Below are 15,766 nucleotides of genomic sequence, written 5' to 3'. Positions count from 1 at the left end.
GTGATGATCGGGATTCAGACGGCGATCAGCGCGTCGGCCACGCTCGGGCCGCAGACCCGGTAGATGCCGATCTCGCCGAGCAGGTTCGGCCACAGCCGGCTGCCGAGGCTGTGGCGGTGCTCGCGGTCGACCGCCAGGCGGTCCTGCACGCGCACCTGCAACTTGTGGCACAGCGCCTCGAAGTCCTCGAAGGTGCAGAAGTGGATGTTCGGCGTGTTGTACCAGGTGTACGGCAGGAAATCCGACACCGGCATGCGGCCCTTGCTCGCCAGGTACCAGCGGCAGCGCCAGTGGCCGAAGTTGGGGAAGGTGATGATGCAGGTCTTGCCGACCCGCAGCATTTCTTCCAGCACCTTGTCCGGGTAGTGCATGGCCTGCAGCGACTGGGTCATCACCACCACGTCGAAGCTGTTGCTGGCGAAGTTGCCGAGGCCCTTGTCGAGGTCCTGCTCGATGACGTTGACGCCCTTGCGCACGCATTCGGCGATGTTGCCGGGGTCGATTTCCAGCCCGTAGCCGCTCACCGACTTGTTGTCGCGCAGCCAGGCGAGCAGTTCGCCGTTGCCGCAGCCGAGGTCGAGCACGCGGCTGCCGGCGGGAATCCAGTCCTGGATGATGTCGAGGTCGGCGCGCATGGTTACACCAGAATCCGGTTCATGTAGCCGCCGAACGCCTGCAGGTAGCGCGGGATCGGCATGAGGAAGGCGTCGTGGCCCTGCGGAGCGTCGATTTCCAGGTAGCTGACGTTCTTCTTCGCGGCGATCAGCGCCTCGACGATTTCCCGCGAGCGGGCCGGCGAGAAGCGCCAGTCGGTGGTGAAGGACATCACGCAGAAGTCCGCCTCGACCTTCGCCAGGGTCCGCGCCAGGTCGCCGCCGTGGGCCGCCGCCGGGTCGAAGTAGTCCAGCGCCTTGGTCATCAGCAGGTAGGTGTTGGCGTCGAAGCGCCCGGAGAATTCCTCGCCCTGGTAGCGCAGGTAGCTTTCCACCTGGAACTCGACGCTGTGGAAGTCGTAGTTGAGCTTGTCGGTCTTCAGCTCGCGGCCGAATTTCTCGCCCATCGCGTCATCCGACAGGTAGGTGATGTGGCCGACCATGCGCGCCAGCATCAGCCCGCGCTTGGGGATCACGCCCTGTTCCTGGAAATGCCCGCCGTGGAACTGCGGGTCGGAGAGGATCGCCTGGCGCGAGACTTCGTTGAAGGCGATGTTCTGCGCCGAGAGCTTCGGCGCCGAGGCGATCGCCAGGCAGTGGCGGATGCGCTGCGGGTAGCTGATCGCCCATTGCATCGCCTGCATGCCACCGAGGCTGCCACCCACCACCGCCGCCCACTGGGCGATGCCCAGCGCATCGGCGAGGCGCGCCTGGCTGTTCACCCAGTCCTCCACCGTCACCACCGGGAAGTCGGCGCCGTAGGGGCGGCCGCTCGCCGGGTTGATGCTGCCGGGGCCGGTCGAGCCGTTGCAGCCGCCGAGGTTGTTCAGCGAGACGACGAAGAACTTGCGCGTGTCGATGGCCTTTCCCGGCCCGATGCAGCTGTCCCACCAGCCGGGCTTGCGCTCGCTGTCGCTGTGGTAGCCGGCGGCATGGTGATGGCCGGACAGGGCATGGCAGATCAGTACAGCGTTGCTGCGCGCCGCGTTCAGTTCGCCGTAGGTTTCGTAGACCAACTGATAGCCGTTCAGATCGCGTCCGCAGGCCAGCGCCAGCGGCTCGCTGAACGTCATCACCTGCGGGCTGACCAGACCGACCGAATCATCGGGGAAGACAGAGGACATCGACCCTGCTCTCGCGGAAATAAGGCGGCAAAGTCTAAAGGGAAGCGCCGGGCAATTCACCCTGTATCGGCGCAGCGGGAAATCGCGCGGCGGGCGCCGCCGAGCGTTGCGGTCAGAGGCGCATCGCTCCCGGCAGGCTGACCACCTTGGCCTGGCGCTGGATCGGCGCCGGGAGGCGGAGGACGCGCAGCATCTCGTTGGCCTGGGCCAGCTGTTTTTCCAGGTCGGCGAGATAGCGCTCGAGCACCTGCCCGCGCTGGCGTACCTGCCGGGTGCGCTGGGCCAGCTCGCGCAGTTGCAGCATGTGGCCTTCGAGCGCCTGCTTGTGCTCCAGGGCGTGCTGCAGCAACGGCGTCAGCGCATCGCTCGCCCACTGCTCGGCGGCCTGGCGCAGGCGCCGGTGCAGGCCGATGACTTCCTGGGCGAGGGTGGCGAAGAAGCGCCGGGTCAGCGCGCGCTGCTCGGTGAACAGGGTTTTCGGGTGCAGGCGGAACTGGTCGGCCTTGACCCGCAACTGGTGCAGTTCGCGCAGGTAGCGGCTGGCGTCGAAGCGCGGTGCGTCGATGCCGTGCAACGGGTTCTCCTCGTTGTGCCGGCGGTAGAGGGCGCCGACCATCTTGTTGGCCATCTCGGCCTCTTGCTGCAGGTGGTGCAGGTCGGTGTCCACCGCATCGAAGAAGCCGAGGATCGCCTGGCCGATGCCCAGCGTGGTCCAGCTACCGGTGAGGTTGCGGCGAACGTCCTGCAGATGCTGCTCCAGACGCTCCGGGCGCGACGCCGCGCGCAGCAGGTTGCCCTGGCGCTTGAGCAGGCGCTGGTTGGTCTTCAGGGTGAGCAGGCGCTTGTGGTGGCGAGCGTGCTCCTGGCGGGTGCGCGCGGTCAGCTCGAACAGCAGCTGGCCGTCGTCCTGCTGACGGCTGCCGAGCAGCGCCTGCTGTTCGCGGGCTTTTTCCAGGCGCAGCTGCAGCACGTGCTGGCTGTTGTGGAGCAGGCCGAGCACCTGGTTGACCACCTGGTCTTCGAGCAGCCGTTCCTTCTGCGCAACGATGCGCTCGCAGAGCAGTTCCTCAAGTTCGCCCAGCCGGCTGCGCTCGAGCAACGCGCGGTCGCCGCGGACCTTGGCCAGCAGCGCCTGCTTGGCCGAAAGCGGCAGGATATCCTGGACCTCGATGCCGAGCTGGCCGGCGCTGGTAGCCTGGATCTGCCGGATGCTGGCTTCGACGAAGCCCTCGCCGGCGAGGTCGTCCCACAGCGTGTCGATCTTGTTCAGCACGGCGAACAGGCTGGCCGGGGTGTCGTCGTCGATCTGGCGGATGTGCTGTTCCCAGATGTCCAGGTCGCTGGCGCTGACACCGCTGTCGGCGGCGAGCAGGAAGATGATCGCCTGGGCGCCGGGCAGCATCGACAGGGTCAGCTCCGGTTCGCTGCCCAGGGCGTTCAGGCCGGGCGTGTCGAGGATGCGCAGGCCCTGACGCAGCAGCGGGTGATCGATGTGCACCAGGGCGTGACGCCAGGCCGGCACCAGCACTTCACCGGGGCGGCCGCTGGGCTCCAGGGCGTCGGGGTGGAAGCCGAGGGCGATCGCCTGTTCCACCGGCACCGGCTTGGACTGCGCCAACTGGGCGAAGGCCTGGGCCATGTTGTCCGGGTCGCTGGCATCCAGCGGAATGTTCACCCAGTGCCGCGGAAGCCGCTTGAACTGCGCCACGCGGGTGGCGGAGATGCGCGTCTCGATCGGCAACAGGCGGATGTAGGGACGCTCGGAGCGCGGGTCGAAGAACAACTCGGTGGGGCACATGGTGGTGCGCCCGGCGCGCGAGGGCAGCATGCGCTGGCCGTATTGGGAGAAGAACAGGGCGTTGATCAGCTCGCTCTTGCCGCGCGAGAACTCGCCGACGAAGGCCAGGGTGATGTGGTCGGTGCGCAGCAGCCGCAGCGCGCGCTCGAGCCGGGCCTCCACCGCGTCGGAACCGAGCCGGTTGCTCGCCAGCCAGCTGCGGTAGCGGATGATCTCGCGGATCAGTTCGCGCTTCCATCCGACGTAGGCGTCCACCTGCTGGCTGAGGCGTTCCATGCTCATTCGATGCATCCTGATGGTGGTGTGCGAGAGGCGCGATGCGGCGGCGCCCCTGGATTATGGGAAGGCCGACGCAGGGCTTCAACGCGGCGCCGGCATCGCCCGGTCGTAAGGTCGCTCAGGCGGGGCGAGCGGTCAAACCGGGGAGCGCCGGCAACTGCCGGGGCTGGCGGATACGCACGCGCTTCTGGCGGTTCAGTTCGCCACTTTCCAGGCTGACCTGGCTTTTCGACACGCCGAACGCCTCGGCGAGGAAGGCCAGCAGGTGGGCATTGGCCTTGCCTTCCACCGGCGGGGCGGTGAGGCGGATCTTCAGCCGGTCGCCGTGCAGCCCGGCGAACTCGTCGCGGCTGGCCTTGGGCTGCAGGTGACAGGCGAGGAGCAGGTCCTCGCCGTCCCAGCGGAAGTACGCGCCGCTCACATGAACGGACTGAGGATTTTCGGCATTCCCGTCATCGCCGCGAGGTTGTTGATCACCAGCATGTCGATCAGGTTCAGCGCGATGAAGGCGAAGATCGGCGACAGGTCGAGCCCGCCGAGGTTGGGCAGGACGCGGCGGATCGGCGAGAGCAGCGGCTCGCAGATCTGGTTGACCAGTTCGGCGGCCGGGTTGCGCGTGCCGGGCGCGACCCAGGACAGGATCACGCTGATGATCAGGGCGAAGAAGAACACCTTCATGAACAGCGAGGTGACGCCGATGATCGCCCAGATCAGCACCTGCAGGAGGAAGCCGCCGACGCCGTAGCCCATCAGGATCAGGGTGATCACCATCAGTAGCATCTGCACCAGGATCGCCAGCACCAGCGAGGCCAGGTCGACCCCGCCGAAGCCGGGAATCACCTTGCGCAGCGGGCGCAGCAGCGGCTGGGTGGCGCGCACGATGAACTGGCTCATCGGGTTGTAGAAATCGGCGCGGACCATTTGCAGGATGAAGCGCAGCAGGACGATCAGCAGATAGAGGCTGCCAAGCGTTTGAATCACGTAGATGGCGGCGGTGTTGAGACCGGTCATCGATAGCTCCTTATTGACCCAGTTGTTCGGCGAGTTCGGCGGAGCGCTGCGCGGCGGCGTCGAGCGCCTGCTGCACCAGCGCGTCGAATCCGCCCGTCTGGAACGCGGTGATGGCCGCTTCGGTGGTGCCTTTCGGCGAGGTGACGCGACGGCGCAGTTCGGCGGCCGGCACATCACTTTCACTGGCCATGCGCGCGGCGCCCAGGGCGGTCTGCAGGGTCAGCCGGGCGGCGGTTTCGCGCGGCAGGCCGAGCTGTTCGCCGGCGGCTGTCATCGCCTCGATGAGCAGGAAGAAATACGCCGGGCCGCTGCCGGAGACGGCGGTGACCGCGTCGATCAGGCGTTCCTCGTCGAGCCATTCCACCAGGCCCACTGCGGACAGCAGTTGCTCCGCCTGGCCGCGCTGCTCGGCGCTGACCCGCGGGTTGGCGTACAGGCCGCTGGCGCCCTGGCGCAGCAGCGCCGGCGTGTTCGGCATGCAGCGCACCAGCGGGCGTTCGCCCAACCAGCTTTCGATGCTCGCCGCGGTGATTCCGGCGGCGATCGAGACGATCAGCTGGCCCTCGCGCAGATTCGGCGCCAGCGCCAGGCAGACGCTCTTCATCACCTGCGGCTTGGTCGCCAGGACGATCACGTCGGCGCCCTCGATGGCCTCGGCGTTGCTCTCGAACAGCGCGATGCCGTGCTCGGCCGCGACGCGCGCGCGGGCATCCGCGCCGGGATCGCTGGCGCGGATGCGCTCGGCCGGAACGCCCTGGGCGCGCAGGCCGCCGATCAGGCTGGTGGCCATGTTGCCGGCGCCGATGAAGGCGATGCGGGGACTGCTCATGCGGGGTTTCCTTTGTCGGAGGGGGTGGCCTGCGGATAATCGCGCGCGCCGAACAGCGCTGTGCCGATACGAACCCAGGTCGCGCCTTCGGCGATGGCGGCTTCGAGGTCGTGGCTCATGCCCATGGACAGCGTGTCCAGCGGCAGCTCGAGTTCTTCGCCCAGCGTGCGCAGGCGAGCGAAGGCGGCGCGCTGCACGGTGAGATCGTCGCTCGGCTCGGGAATCGCCATCAGCCCGCGCAGGCGCAGGTTGGGCAGCGCGGCCACGGCCGCAGCCAGCGCCGGTAGTTCTGCAGCGGCGCAGCCGGACTTGCTGTCCTCGCCACTGACGTTCACCTGCAGGCAGATGTTCAGCGGCGGCAACCCGGCGGGGCGCTGCGCGGAAAGACGTTCGGCGATCTTCAGGCGGTCGACCGAGTGCACCCAGGCGAAATGCTCGGCGATGGGCTTGGTCTTGTTCGACTGGATCGGCCCGATGAAATGCCAGGTGAGCGGCAGGTCGGCCAGCTCGCGCTGCTTGTCGAGGGCTTCCTGCAGGTAGTTCTCGCCGAAATCGCGCTGCCCCGCGGCATAGGCTTCGCGTAGCGCGGCGGCGGGTTTCGTCTTGCTCACGGCGAGCAGCGAAATACCCTGGGAATCCCGCTGTACGGCCTCTGCCGCCCGACGGATGCGCGCGCCGACCTTTGCAATATTCTCTGCTATCGTGGACATTACTTGCGCTCTGCGACCCGCTTTAGAGGTCCGGCATTCTATCAGGCTGTCGGAAAGCGTAGCGAGCGAAGGTCGGGCTTCCCGCCCCGCCCGCCGCGCCTTCCTGTCGAAGCCACCTGCTCGTTCGTGATTGGGGATTTCCATGGATATTACCGAGCTGCTTGCCTTCAGCGCCAAGCAAGGCGCCTCGGACCTGCACCTGTCGGCCGGTCTGCCACCGATGATCCGCGTCGACGGCGACGTCCGCCGGATCAACCTGCCGGCGATGGAGCACAAGCAGGTGCACGCGCTCATCTACGACATCATGAACGACAAGCAGCGCAAGGATTACGAGGAGTTCCTCGAGACCGACTTCTCCTTCGAGGTGCCCGGCGTCGCGCGTTTCCGGGTCAACGCGTTCAACCACAACCGTGGCGCCGGCGCGGTGTTCCGGACCATTCCCTCCAAGGTCCTGACCATGGAAGACCTGGGCATGGGCGACACCTTCAAGAAGATGGCCGACGTGCCGCGCGGCCTGGTGCTGGTCACCGGCCCGACCGGTTCGGGCAAGTCGACCACCCTGGCGGCGATGCTCGACTACCTGAACAACACCAAGTACCACCACATCCTCACCGTCGAGGACCCGATCGAGTTCGTTCACGAATCGAAGAAGTGCCTGGTCAACCAGCGCGAGGTACACCGCGACACCCTCGGCTTCAACGAAGCGTTGCGCTCGGCCCTGCGCGAAGACCCGGACATCATCCTGGTCGGCGAGATGCGCGACCTGGAAACCATCCGTCTGGCGCTGACCGCGGCGGAAACCGGCCACCTGGTGTTCGGCACGCTGCACACCACCTCGGCGGCCAAGACCATCGACCGGATCGTCGACGTGTTCCCGGCCGAGGAGAAATCCATGGTTCGCTCGATGCTTTCCGAGTCGCTGCAGGCGGTGATCTCGCAGACCCTGCTGAAGAAGATCGGTGGCGGTCGCGTCGCGGCGCACGAAATCATGATCGGCACGCCGGCGATCCGTAACCTGATCCGCGAGGACAAGGTCGCGCAGATGTATTCGGCGATCCAGACCGGCGGTTCGCTGGGCATGCAGACCCTCGACTCGTGCCTCAAGGGGCTGGTCGCCAAGGGCTTGGTATCCCGCGAGAACGCCCGCGAGAAGGCCAAGACCCCGGAAAACTTCTGAGGCCGCGGGCTGACATCCCGTCCTTTCCACCGATCCAGCAAGAACGGAGCTGCACGTGAGCGAGCCCATGGAATTCGAAAAACTGTTGCGCCTGATGGTGGAGAAGGGCGCATCCGACTTGTTCATCACCGCCGGTGTAGCGCCGTCGATGAAGGTCAACGGGCGCATCCTGCCGGTGACCAAGACGCCGATGTCGCCCGAGCAGACCCGCGAGACCGTGCTCGGCGTGATGAACGAGCAGCAGCGCCGCGATTTCGCCGCCCAGCACGAGTGCAACTTCGCCATCAGCGCCCGCGGCGTCGGACGTTTCCGCGTCAGCGCCTTCTACCAGCGCAACCTGGTCGGCATGGTGCTGCGGCGGATCGAGACCAACATCCCGACCATGGAAGACCTGCGCCTGCCGGAAATCCTCAAGAAACTGGCGATGACCAAGCGCGGCCTGGTGATCTTCGTCGGCGCCACCGGCACCGGTAAATCCACCTCGCTGGCCTCGATGATCGGTTACCGCAACAAGAACTCCAGTGGCCACATCATTTCCATCGAGGACCCGATCGAGTTCATCCACCAGCACCAGAGCTGCATCGTCACCCAGCGCGAAGTCGGCATCGACACCGAATCCTTCGAGGTGGCGCTGAAGAACACCCTGCGCCAGGCGCCGGACGTGATCATGATCGGCGAGGTGCGGACCCGCGAAACCATGGACTACGCCGTGGCCTTCGCCGAAACCGGCCACCTGTGCCTGGCCACGCTGCACGCCAACAACGCCAACCAGGCGCTGGACCGGATCATCCACTTCTTCCCGGCCGACCGGCAGCAGCAGGTGTGGATGGACCTCTCGCTGAACCTGCGCGCCATCGTCGCCCAGCAACTGGTGCCCACGCCGGACGGCAAGGGCCGCCGTGCGGTGATCGAAGTGCTGCTGAACACCCCGCTGGCCGCCGACCTGATCCGCAAGGGCGAAGTGCACGAGCTGAAGTCGCTGATGAAGCGCTCGACCGAGCAGGGCATGCAGACCTTCGACCAGGCGCTGTTCAACCTCTACAACCAGGGCGAAATCACCTACGAGGATGCGCTGGCCTACGCCGACTCGGCCAACGACCTGCGCCTGATGATCAAGCTCGGCTCGGAAACCGACGGCGATCACCTCACCAGCGTGTCCCAGGGGCTGTCGCTGGAAGTCAGCGACGACGATCCGGGCCGGCGCTTCCGCTGAAGTTCACGGTTCGCAGCTTCGTAGGGTGGGCTTCAGCCCACCCAGGCTGCGTCGGGCACGGCGCCACGCGGGTTGCGCCCCTAGGTCGCCATGACTTCCTGTAGCTCGCTCGCCTGCTTGAGCGCCTCCGCCAGTTCGGCGAAGCGCTGCTCGCCGGCTGCTGCCGCGCGCAGCACCGCGGCGGGATGGGGCGCCACCACTACCCAACGACCCTGATGAGCGAAAGCCCGGCCGGCGAAATCGGCCAGGCGGACGCGTTGCGGGTCGTGGATTTCCAGCAGCGACGCCAGCGCGGTGCGGCCCAGGGCAACGATCACCTGCGGCTGCACTTCCTCCAGCTCCTTGCCCAGCCAGCCGCGGCAGGCCTTGATCTCGGCCGGTTTCGGCGTGGCGTGCAGGCGCGTGGCGGCGCGCCCGGCGACGCCGCCGCGGGGTTCCCACTTGAAGTGCTTCACCGCGTTGGTGAGGTAGACGTCCTCCCGCCGCAATCCGGCCTCGGCGAGGGCGCGCGCCAGCACCTGGCCGGCGGGGCCGATGAAGGGTTTGCCGGCCAGGTCTTCCTGATCGCCGGGCTGCTCGCCAAGCAGCATGATCCGTGCCCGTGGCGGGCCCTCTCCCGGCACCGCGCGGGTCGCGTCGCGCCAGATGTCGCAGTTGCGGCAGTTTTCCAGCGAACTGGGCAACGGTCGCTGCGGCTGCGCCTTCTCGCGGGTGATCAGCACCTGCCGGCCATCCTGCTCGCCGACCGCTGCGGTCTGCGCCAGGCGCTGCTGCCCGGCACGTGCCTGGCTCATCAGATCGGCGATAAGCGGGCCTTCCGGGAGGCGTTTCCAGAAGCGCGCGGGCATGTGCCCGCGCATCACCTTCTGGTTCAGCCGGGCCGGATTGAAGGTGCTCGCGTAGTAGGCCTGCCAGAGCCGTTCGCCATCGTCGCGGATACCTCCGGCGAAGGCGCGCAGCTCGGCCGGGCAGCCCTCCTGGTAGTGCACGCGCGTGCCGTCGAAATGCGCGGCGCCGTCCGGCGTGGCGATCAGCCAGGTGCTGCGGCCCATGCGTTCGGCGAAGTGTTCGGCGCCGAGGTCGAGGACGTCGTGGGCCGGCTCGTGCCAGGCAACGAACTGCGGCGCGCCGAGGGCGGCGTCGCGCTGGCGGAAGCGCAGGAACGCGTGCATGTGGTGGGCTTCGCGGCGCACCGCCTTGACCCGCCGCTGCAACACGGCGCCGTCGACATCACCGGCGAGCATGGCGCTGCGGTCGCCGCCGGTGACGCGCCAGAGCACGCGGTAGAGCAGCGCCCAGCGGTCGTCGGCGCGAAAGCGGGCGGCGCTTTCAAGCAGTTCCGGCAATTCCCGGGGGACCTTGAGTGCGGCGCGCGTGACGGCGTAGCGCGGCGGCTCCTCGCGGACCGCGGCGAACAGGTCGTCGCAGGCGCTATCCACCTGCCAGGTCAGCGTGTGTGGTGCGACGCCGTCCTCGAGCAGCGTCCGGCACTCCTTGCGCCAGTCGGCGAAGCGGCCGGAGAAGCGCACCAGGCGCATCACCACAGTGCCATCTGCGCCGGCGTGTCGCTCAGCGCGCGGCGCAGCGTGGCGGACTCGAAACCGTCGCTGCGCGGCCGGTAGTCCTGCACCACGATGAATGGCTTGAGCTTGTCCATCGAACAGCGCATGCGCACCAGATCGTCGTAGCGGATGCGCCGCTCGCGCCGGAGCAGGGCCAGGCGCTTGGCGTTGCGCACGCCGATGCCGGGCACGCGGGCGATCAGCATCGGTTCGGCGCGGTTGAGGTCCACCGGAAACTGCGCGCGGTGATTCAGCGCCCAAGCCAGCTTGGGGTCGATGTCCAGCGCCAGGTTGCCGGGGCCGGCGAGCAGCTCCTCGGTATGGAAGCCATAGCCGCGCAGCAGGAAATCGGCCTGGTACAGGCGGTGTTCGCGCAGCAGCGGCGGCGCTTGCAGTGGCACCGTGGTGGGGCTCTGCGGGATCGGACTGAAGGCGGAGTAGTAGACGCGCTTGAGCCCGTAGGCGCCGTACAGCCGTTGCGCGGTGTCGAGGATGGTGCGGTCGTCGGTGGCATCGGCGCCGACGATCATCTGCGTGCTCTGCCCGGCCGGAGCGAAGCGCGGCGCGCGGGCCTCGCTGCCGGCTTCCTCGACGCCGAGGCGAATCGCGCCCATCGCCTGGCGGATGGTGCGGCCGTTCTTCTCCGGCGCCAGGTGCACCAGGCTGTCCTCGGTGGGCAACTCGATGTTCACGCTCAGGCGGTCGGCGTAGCGCCCGGCCTGGGCGATCAGCAGCGGGTCGGCGTCGGGAATCGTCTTCAGGTGGATGTAGCCGCGAAAGCCGTGGTCTTCGCGCAGGCTCTGGGCGACGCGGGTCAGCTGCTCCATGGTGTAGTCCGAGGAGCGGATGATGCCGGAGCTGAGGAACAGCCCGCTGATGACGTTGCGGCGGTAGAAATCCAGGGTCAGGCGGACCACTTCCTCGGGCGTGAAGCGCGCCCTTGGCACGTTGCTGGAGCGCCGGTTGACGCAGTACTGGCAGTCGTAGAGGCAGAAATTCGTCAGCAGGATTTTCAGCAGGGCGACGCAGCGGCCATCCGGTGTGAAACTGTGGCAGATGCCCGCGCCATCGGTGGCGCCCAGGCCGTCCTTGCCGCGGGAGCTGCGTTTCGGCGCTCCGCTGCTGGCGCAGGAAACGTCATACTTGGCAGCATCGGCCAGCACTATGAGCTTGTCGGTGATGTCCATGATCCTTACCAAATACTGTATTTAAATACAGTATTCGTACAATTTCCCGCGCCTGCAAGCAAAGGGCGGCCCCGGTTGTCGGCGCACCGAAAATCGCTTCACTCCAGAGGAATAGCCATGCAACGACAGGACACGCACAGCAAGCTGATCGGTTATCTGCTGTGGATCTTCGGCTTCACCGGCGCGCACCGCTTCTATTACGGCAAGCCGGTCACCGGGACGATCTGGTTCTTCACCTTCGGCCTGTTCTTCGTCGGCTGGATCATCGACTTCTTCCTGATTCCGGCGATGGATCGTGAGGCCGACCTGCGCTTCAACGCCGGCCCGACCGATTACAACGTCGCCTGGCTGCTGCTGACTTTCCTCGGTCTGTTCGGCGTGCACCGCATGTACCAAGGCAAATGGATTACCGGGGTGATATACCTCTGCACCGGCGGCCTTTTCCTGGTCGGCGTGCTCTACGATTTCTGGACGCTGAACGATCAGGTGTCGCTGCGTAACGCACGGCGCAACTGAGCCTGCGCGGGCCCAGCGGCAAGGCGATGGAGCAAAGCTTCGCCTCTGGCAGTCCTAGTTCCTGAGACGGCGACATTTGTCATTGTCAGAGACCAGGATGCGATCCGAATGGAGCGTTTTTTCAATACGCTGGTGCTTTTGCGCCGGCAACTATGGATTCTTCCGGCGCTGATCAGTACGTTCGGCTTTGCGCTAGCGGCGCTGATGTTGTTCCTCGACTATCGCTGGCTCGACTTGCAGTACTCCAAACTCTGGTGGCTTTATAGCGGCGATGCCGGCAGCGCCAGCAACCTGCTCGGCACGTTTCTCTCGGGCATGATGACCATCACCTCCCTGGTGGTCTCGCTGACCTTCGTCACCCTGACCCTGGCGGCTAACCAGCTCGGCCCGCGGCTGATCCTCAATTTCATGGGCGACCGACAGATCCAGTCAGTGCTCGGCCTGTTTCTGGCGACCATCTTCTATCTGATCGTGATCCTGCGCAGCATCGACGGCAGCCGCGGCGATGCGGGCGTGCCGGCGCTATCGATCGGCGTGGCCAGCCTGCTGACCCTAGCGTGCCTGTTCGCCCTGCTGTTCTACGTGCATAAGATCGCTCGCTCCACGATTGCCGATATCGTCGTCCAGCAGGTGGCTCGGGAGCTGATGCAAGCGCTGCGCGAGCGGCTCGAAACGCTGCCGCCAGTGGCGCCAGAACCCCTTGCCGATCTGCCGCCCTGCCGAGCAATGCTGAGCCTCGATCGTCCGGGCTACGTGCAGATGATCGATTATTCCGTACTCAGGGCCTGGGCCAAGCGCAACGATGCCGTGCTGGAGGTGCAGGTTCGCGCCGGACACTACCTGCTCCGGCGAGGCGAGCATGTGCGCGTGTTCGCCTCGCAGGCTGTGGATGAGGCGTCCTTGAAGGAGCTGCGTGAAGCCATCATCATCGGCGAGGAGCGAAGCCCGACTCAGGACTTGGAATATTCGATCCGACAGATGGTCGAGATCGCCCTGAGGGCGCTGTCGCCGGGCATCAATGACCCCTTCACGGCAATCGCGGTTATCGATCGACTGGGCAGCGCGTTGGAAGAGATTCTCGGCCGGCAGGTCGAGAGTCGTCGATTATTCGACGACGACGGCCAACTTCGGGTGATCGCCGCCCGGTCCGACCTTCAGGGTCTGGCAGACGCCTGCTTCGACCAGATTCGCCAGGCGGGTGCGTCGAACCCAGCGGTGCTGATCCGCATCGCCGATGTGCTCGGCAGGCTGGCCCCGGCGTGCAAGAACGATGCCGCCCGGGTGGTACTGGCGCGGCATCTTGAACGAGTCGACGAGCTGGCACCTGCCGCTGGCCCCGGTGCGGCGGACCATCGCGCCGTGGCCGAACGCGTGGCTGCCGCCTGCGCGCAGCTACGCAAGGCGGTGGGTTACGACGGCACGCGGGCGGCTCGATAGGTGAGATGGCCGTCGACCAGCGTGTAGCGCACCGCGCCGGGCAGCGCATGGCCGAGGAACGGGCAATTCGCGCCCCTGGAGTGCCAGGCCTCGCCGGCCAGGGTGCTGGCCGCGGGGTCGAACAGCACCAGGTCGGCGGCGGCACCGACGCGCAGGCTGCCGGCGGGCAGGCGCAAGGCGGCGGCGGGACCGTTGCTGAGCCGGGCGATCAGGGTGGGCAGGTCGAGCAGGTCGTCCTGCACCAGGGTCAGCGCCAGCGGCAGCAGCAGCTCGACGCTGCTGATGCCCGGTTCGGTGGCGCCGAACGGGGCCAGTTTGGCGTCCGCCTCGTGCGGCTGGTGATGGCTGGAAATCGCCGAGATCACGCCGCTTTTGAGCGCCTCGCGCAGCCCCGCGCGGTCGGCGGAGGTACGCAACGGCGGTTGCACGTGGTAGAGGCTGGAGAACTCGGCGAGGGCCTCGTCGGTGAGGATCAGCTGGTACAGCGCCACGTCCGCCGTCACCGGCAGACCGCGGGCCTGGGCCTCGCCGATCATCTGCGCGCCGCGGGCGCTGGTCAGCTGGCTGAAGTGGGCGCGCACGCCGCTCTGTTCCACCAGAAGCAGGTTGCGCGCCAGGGCTACGGTTTCCGCGCTCTCCGGGATTCCCGGCAAGCCGAGGAAGCTGGCGGTCGGGCCTTCGTGGGCGAGGCCGCCCTCGGCCAGGTCGGCGTCCTGGGAATGCAGGACCACGGTGAGGTCGAAGGTCGCCGCGTACTCCAGCGCGCGGCGCAGGTTGCGGTTGCTCGGGAAGTTGGTCAGGCCGTTGCCGAAGGCCACGCAGCCGGCGTCGCGCAGGGCGACCAGCTCGGCGAGCTGCTCGCCGGCGAGGTTCTTGGTCAGCGCGCCGATCGGGAAGACCTTGCAGTGGCCGGCCTCGCGGGCGCGGTCGAGGATCAGTTCGGCGACGGCCGGGGTGTCCAGCACTGGGCGGGTCAGCGGCGGGCAGCACAGGCTGGTGACGCCACCGGCGGCCGCAGCCAGGGTTTCGCTGGCGATGCTGCCCTTGCGGCTGTAGCCGGGCTCGCGCAGGGCGACGGAAAGATCGACCAGGCCCGGTGCTGCGACCAGCCCTTGGGCGTCGATCCGGTGTTCGGTGTCGAAGCCGGCCGGCGCGGCGCCGATGGCCTTGATCCGGCCGTCCTCCAGGTACAGGTCGGCCACGCCATCGTGGCCGCTGGCCGGGTCGATCAGGCGGGCGCCGAGGATGTGGGTACGCATCAGAGCTGCTCCTCGGTCTGCTGGTTGAGCTGGCGTTGCGCGGTCTGTCCGCTCATGGCCATGGAGAGCACCGCCATGCGCACGGCGATGCCGTAGGTCACCTGGTTGAGGATCACCGAGTGGGCGCCGTCGGCCACCGCCGACTCGATCTCGACGCCGCGGTTGATCGGCCCCGGGTGCATGACGATGGCATCCGGGCGGGCCAGCGTGAGGCGCTGCTCGGTGAGGCCGTAGAGGCGGTAGAACTCGCCCTCGCTGGGCAGCAGGCCGCCCTGCATGCGCTCGCGCTGCAGGCGCAGCATAATCACCACGTCGACATCCTTGAGCCCGGCGGCGAGGTCGGTGAAGACGCGCACGCCGTACTGCTCGATACCCACCGGCAGCAGCGTCTTCGGCCCGATCACGCGGATGTCCGGGCAGCCGAGGGTCTTCAGCGCGAGCATGTTGGAGCGCGCCACCCGCGAGTGCAGGACATCGCCGACGATGGCCACCGAGAGGTTCTCGAAGCCGCCCTTGTGGCGGCGGATAGTGAGCATGTCGAGCATGCCCTGGGTCGGGTGCGCGTGGCGCCCGTCGCCGCCGTTGATGATCGCCAGGTCCGGGCAGACGTGCTCGGCGATGAAGTGCGCGGCGCCGGAGTCGGCGTGGCGCACGACGAAGATGTCGGCGGCCATCGCCTCGAGGTTGCGCAGGGTGTCGAACAGCGTCTCGCCCTTGCTGGTCGAGCTGGTCGAGACGTTCAGGCTGATCACGTCGGCGGACAGTCGCTGCGCCGCCAGCTCGAAGGTGGTGCGCGTGCGCGTGGAGTTCTCGAAGAACACGTTGCACACGGTCTTGCCGCGCAGCAGCGGGACCTTCTTCACCGCGCGCGCGCCGACCTCGAGGAAGGAGTCGGCGGTGTCGAGAATTTCCGTGAGCAGCTCGCGCGGCAAACCGTCGAGCGAAAGGAAGTGACGCAACTGGCCCTGATCGTTGAGCTGCAGTGAGCGCTTGGCGGCGATAGACATGGAG

Annotated in this window: 15 protein-coding genes; 4 read left to right on the top strand and 11 right to left on the bottom strand. The window is 67.2% G+C overall.

The window, feature by feature from the left end; translation table 11 throughout:
* Nucleotides 1-14: 14 nt before the first annotated feature.
* The 7 genes from metW to B2X67_RS14250 all read right to left on the bottom strand — a co-directional run bounded on the left by metW (nucleotide 15) and on the right by B2X67_RS14250 (nucleotide 6,404).
* Complete coding sequence (gene metW, locus B2X67_RS14280; RefSeq protein WP_090224868.1) at nucleotides 15-635, bottom strand: methionine biosynthesis protein MetW; 621 nt, start codon at nucleotides 633-635, stop codon at nucleotides 15-17.
* Between the two features lie 2 nt (nucleotides 636-637).
* A complete protein-coding gene (gene metX / locus B2X67_RS14275) occupies nucleotides 638-1,777 on the bottom strand; it encodes a homoserine O-succinyltransferase MetX (RefSeq protein WP_273233777.1) in 1,140 nt (379 codons plus the stop codon).
* 112 nt (nucleotides 1,778-1,889) lie between these two features.
* On the bottom strand, nucleotides 1,890-3,857 hold the full coding sequence (locus B2X67_RS14270) for a dynamin-like GTPase family protein (protein WP_286785900.1): 1,968 nt from the start codon (nucleotides 3,855-3,857) through the stop codon (nucleotides 1,890-1,892).
* Nucleotides 3,858-3,972: 115 nt separating this feature from the next.
* The gene (locus B2X67_RS14265; RefSeq protein WP_282339869.1) at nucleotides 3,973-4,275 is read right to left on the bottom strand and encodes a DUF167 domain-containing protein; all 303 of its coding nucleotides are present in this window, start codon (nucleotides 4,273-4,275) and stop codon (nucleotides 3,973-3,975) included.
* Nucleotides 4,272-4,865 (bottom strand): YggT family protein, encoded by a 594-nt coding sequence (locus B2X67_RS14260; RefSeq protein WP_273233774.1) that lies wholly within the window; start codon nucleotides 4,863-4,865, stop codon nucleotides 4,272-4,274. The genes B2X67_RS14265 and B2X67_RS14260 overlap by 4 nt, the downstream gene beginning before the upstream one ends.
* A 10-nt stretch (nucleotides 4,866-4,875) precedes the next feature.
* Nucleotides 4,876-5,694: a pyrroline-5-carboxylate reductase gene (gene proC, locus B2X67_RS14255; RefSeq protein ID WP_286785899.1), complete on the bottom strand. Its 819-nt coding sequence runs from the start codon at nucleotides 5,692-5,694 to the stop codon at nucleotides 4,876-4,878.
* Nucleotides 5,691-6,404: a YggS family pyridoxal phosphate-dependent enzyme gene (locus B2X67_RS14250; protein ID WP_286785917.1), complete on the bottom strand. Its 714-nt coding sequence runs from the start codon at nucleotides 6,402-6,404 to the stop codon at nucleotides 5,691-5,693. The genes proC and B2X67_RS14250 overlap by 4 nt, the downstream gene beginning before the upstream one ends.
* A gap of 142 nt (nucleotides 6,405-6,546) precedes the next feature.
* Here B2X67_RS14250 and pilT point away from each other — a divergent pair, with 142 nt between their 5' ends.
* Nucleotides 6,547-7,581 carry a type IV pilus twitching motility protein PilT gene (gene pilT, locus B2X67_RS14245; RefSeq protein ID WP_090224879.1) on the top strand — a complete coding sequence of 345 codons (1,035 nt, stop codon included), beginning with the start codon at nucleotides 6,547-6,549 and terminating at the stop codon, nucleotides 7,579-7,581.
* A gap of 67 nt (nucleotides 7,582-7,648) precedes the next feature.
* Entirely contained in the window at nucleotides 7,649-8,794 is a 1,146-nt protein-coding gene (locus B2X67_RS14240; RefSeq protein ID WP_282339879.1) for a PilT/PilU family type 4a pilus ATPase, read from the top strand.
* An 80-nt stretch (nucleotides 8,795-8,874) separates the two neighbouring features.
* Here B2X67_RS14240 and B2X67_RS14235 read toward each other — a convergent pair whose 3' ends face one another.
* Both B2X67_RS14235 and B2X67_RS14230 read right to left on the bottom strand, forming a co-directional pair.
* Nucleotides 8,875-10,332, bottom strand: coding sequence for a UdgX family uracil-DNA binding protein (locus B2X67_RS14235; protein WP_286785898.1), 1,458 nt, complete (start codon nucleotides 10,330-10,332; stop codon nucleotides 8,875-8,877).
* Entirely contained in the window at nucleotides 10,332-11,543 is a 1,212-nt protein-coding gene (locus B2X67_RS14230; RefSeq protein ID WP_282339885.1) for a putative DNA modification/repair radical SAM protein, read from the bottom strand. The genes B2X67_RS14235 and B2X67_RS14230 overlap by 1 nt, the downstream gene beginning before the upstream one ends.
* A 117-nt stretch (nucleotides 11,544-11,660) precedes the next feature.
* On the opposite strand from B2X67_RS14230, the gene B2X67_RS14225 reads away from it, so the two are divergent.
* Nucleotides 11,661-12,059, top strand: a complete 399-nt coding sequence (locus B2X67_RS14225) for an NINE protein (protein ID WP_282339887.1) — start codon at nucleotides 11,661-11,663, stop codon at nucleotides 12,057-12,059.
* Nucleotides 12,060-12,167: 108 nt separating this feature from the next.
* Nucleotides 12,168-13,496 (top strand): DUF2254 domain-containing protein, encoded by a 1,329-nt coding sequence (locus tag B2X67_RS14220; RefSeq protein ID WP_286785897.1) that lies wholly within the window; start codon nucleotides 12,168-12,170, stop codon nucleotides 13,494-13,496.
* On the opposite strand, the gene B2X67_RS14215 is transcribed toward B2X67_RS14220, so the two are convergent.
* Both B2X67_RS14215 and B2X67_RS14210 read right to left on the bottom strand, forming a co-directional pair.
* A complete protein-coding gene (locus B2X67_RS14215) occupies nucleotides 13,469-14,755 on the bottom strand; it encodes a dihydroorotase (RefSeq protein ID WP_286785896.1) in 1,287 nt (428 codons plus the stop codon). The genes B2X67_RS14220 and B2X67_RS14215 overlap by 28 nt on opposite strands.
* Nucleotides 14,755-15,762 (bottom strand): aspartate carbamoyltransferase catalytic subunit, encoded by a 1,008-nt coding sequence (locus B2X67_RS14210; protein WP_286785895.1) that lies wholly within the window; start codon nucleotides 15,760-15,762, stop codon nucleotides 14,755-14,757. Before B2X67_RS14210 ends, B2X67_RS14215 begins: the two co-directional genes overlap by 1 nt.
* Nucleotides 15,763-15,766: the final 4 nt, after the last annotated feature.

The organism is Pseudomonas sp. UBA3153, from assembly GCF_002364635.1.
GTDB lineage: Bacteria > Pseudomonadota > Gammaproteobacteria > Pseudomonadales > Pseudomonadaceae > Pseudomonas_O > Pseudomonas_O kuykendallii.
Note: the sequence above shows the minus strand (reverse complement) of the source record. Positions and strands in the feature narration are given on the sequence as shown.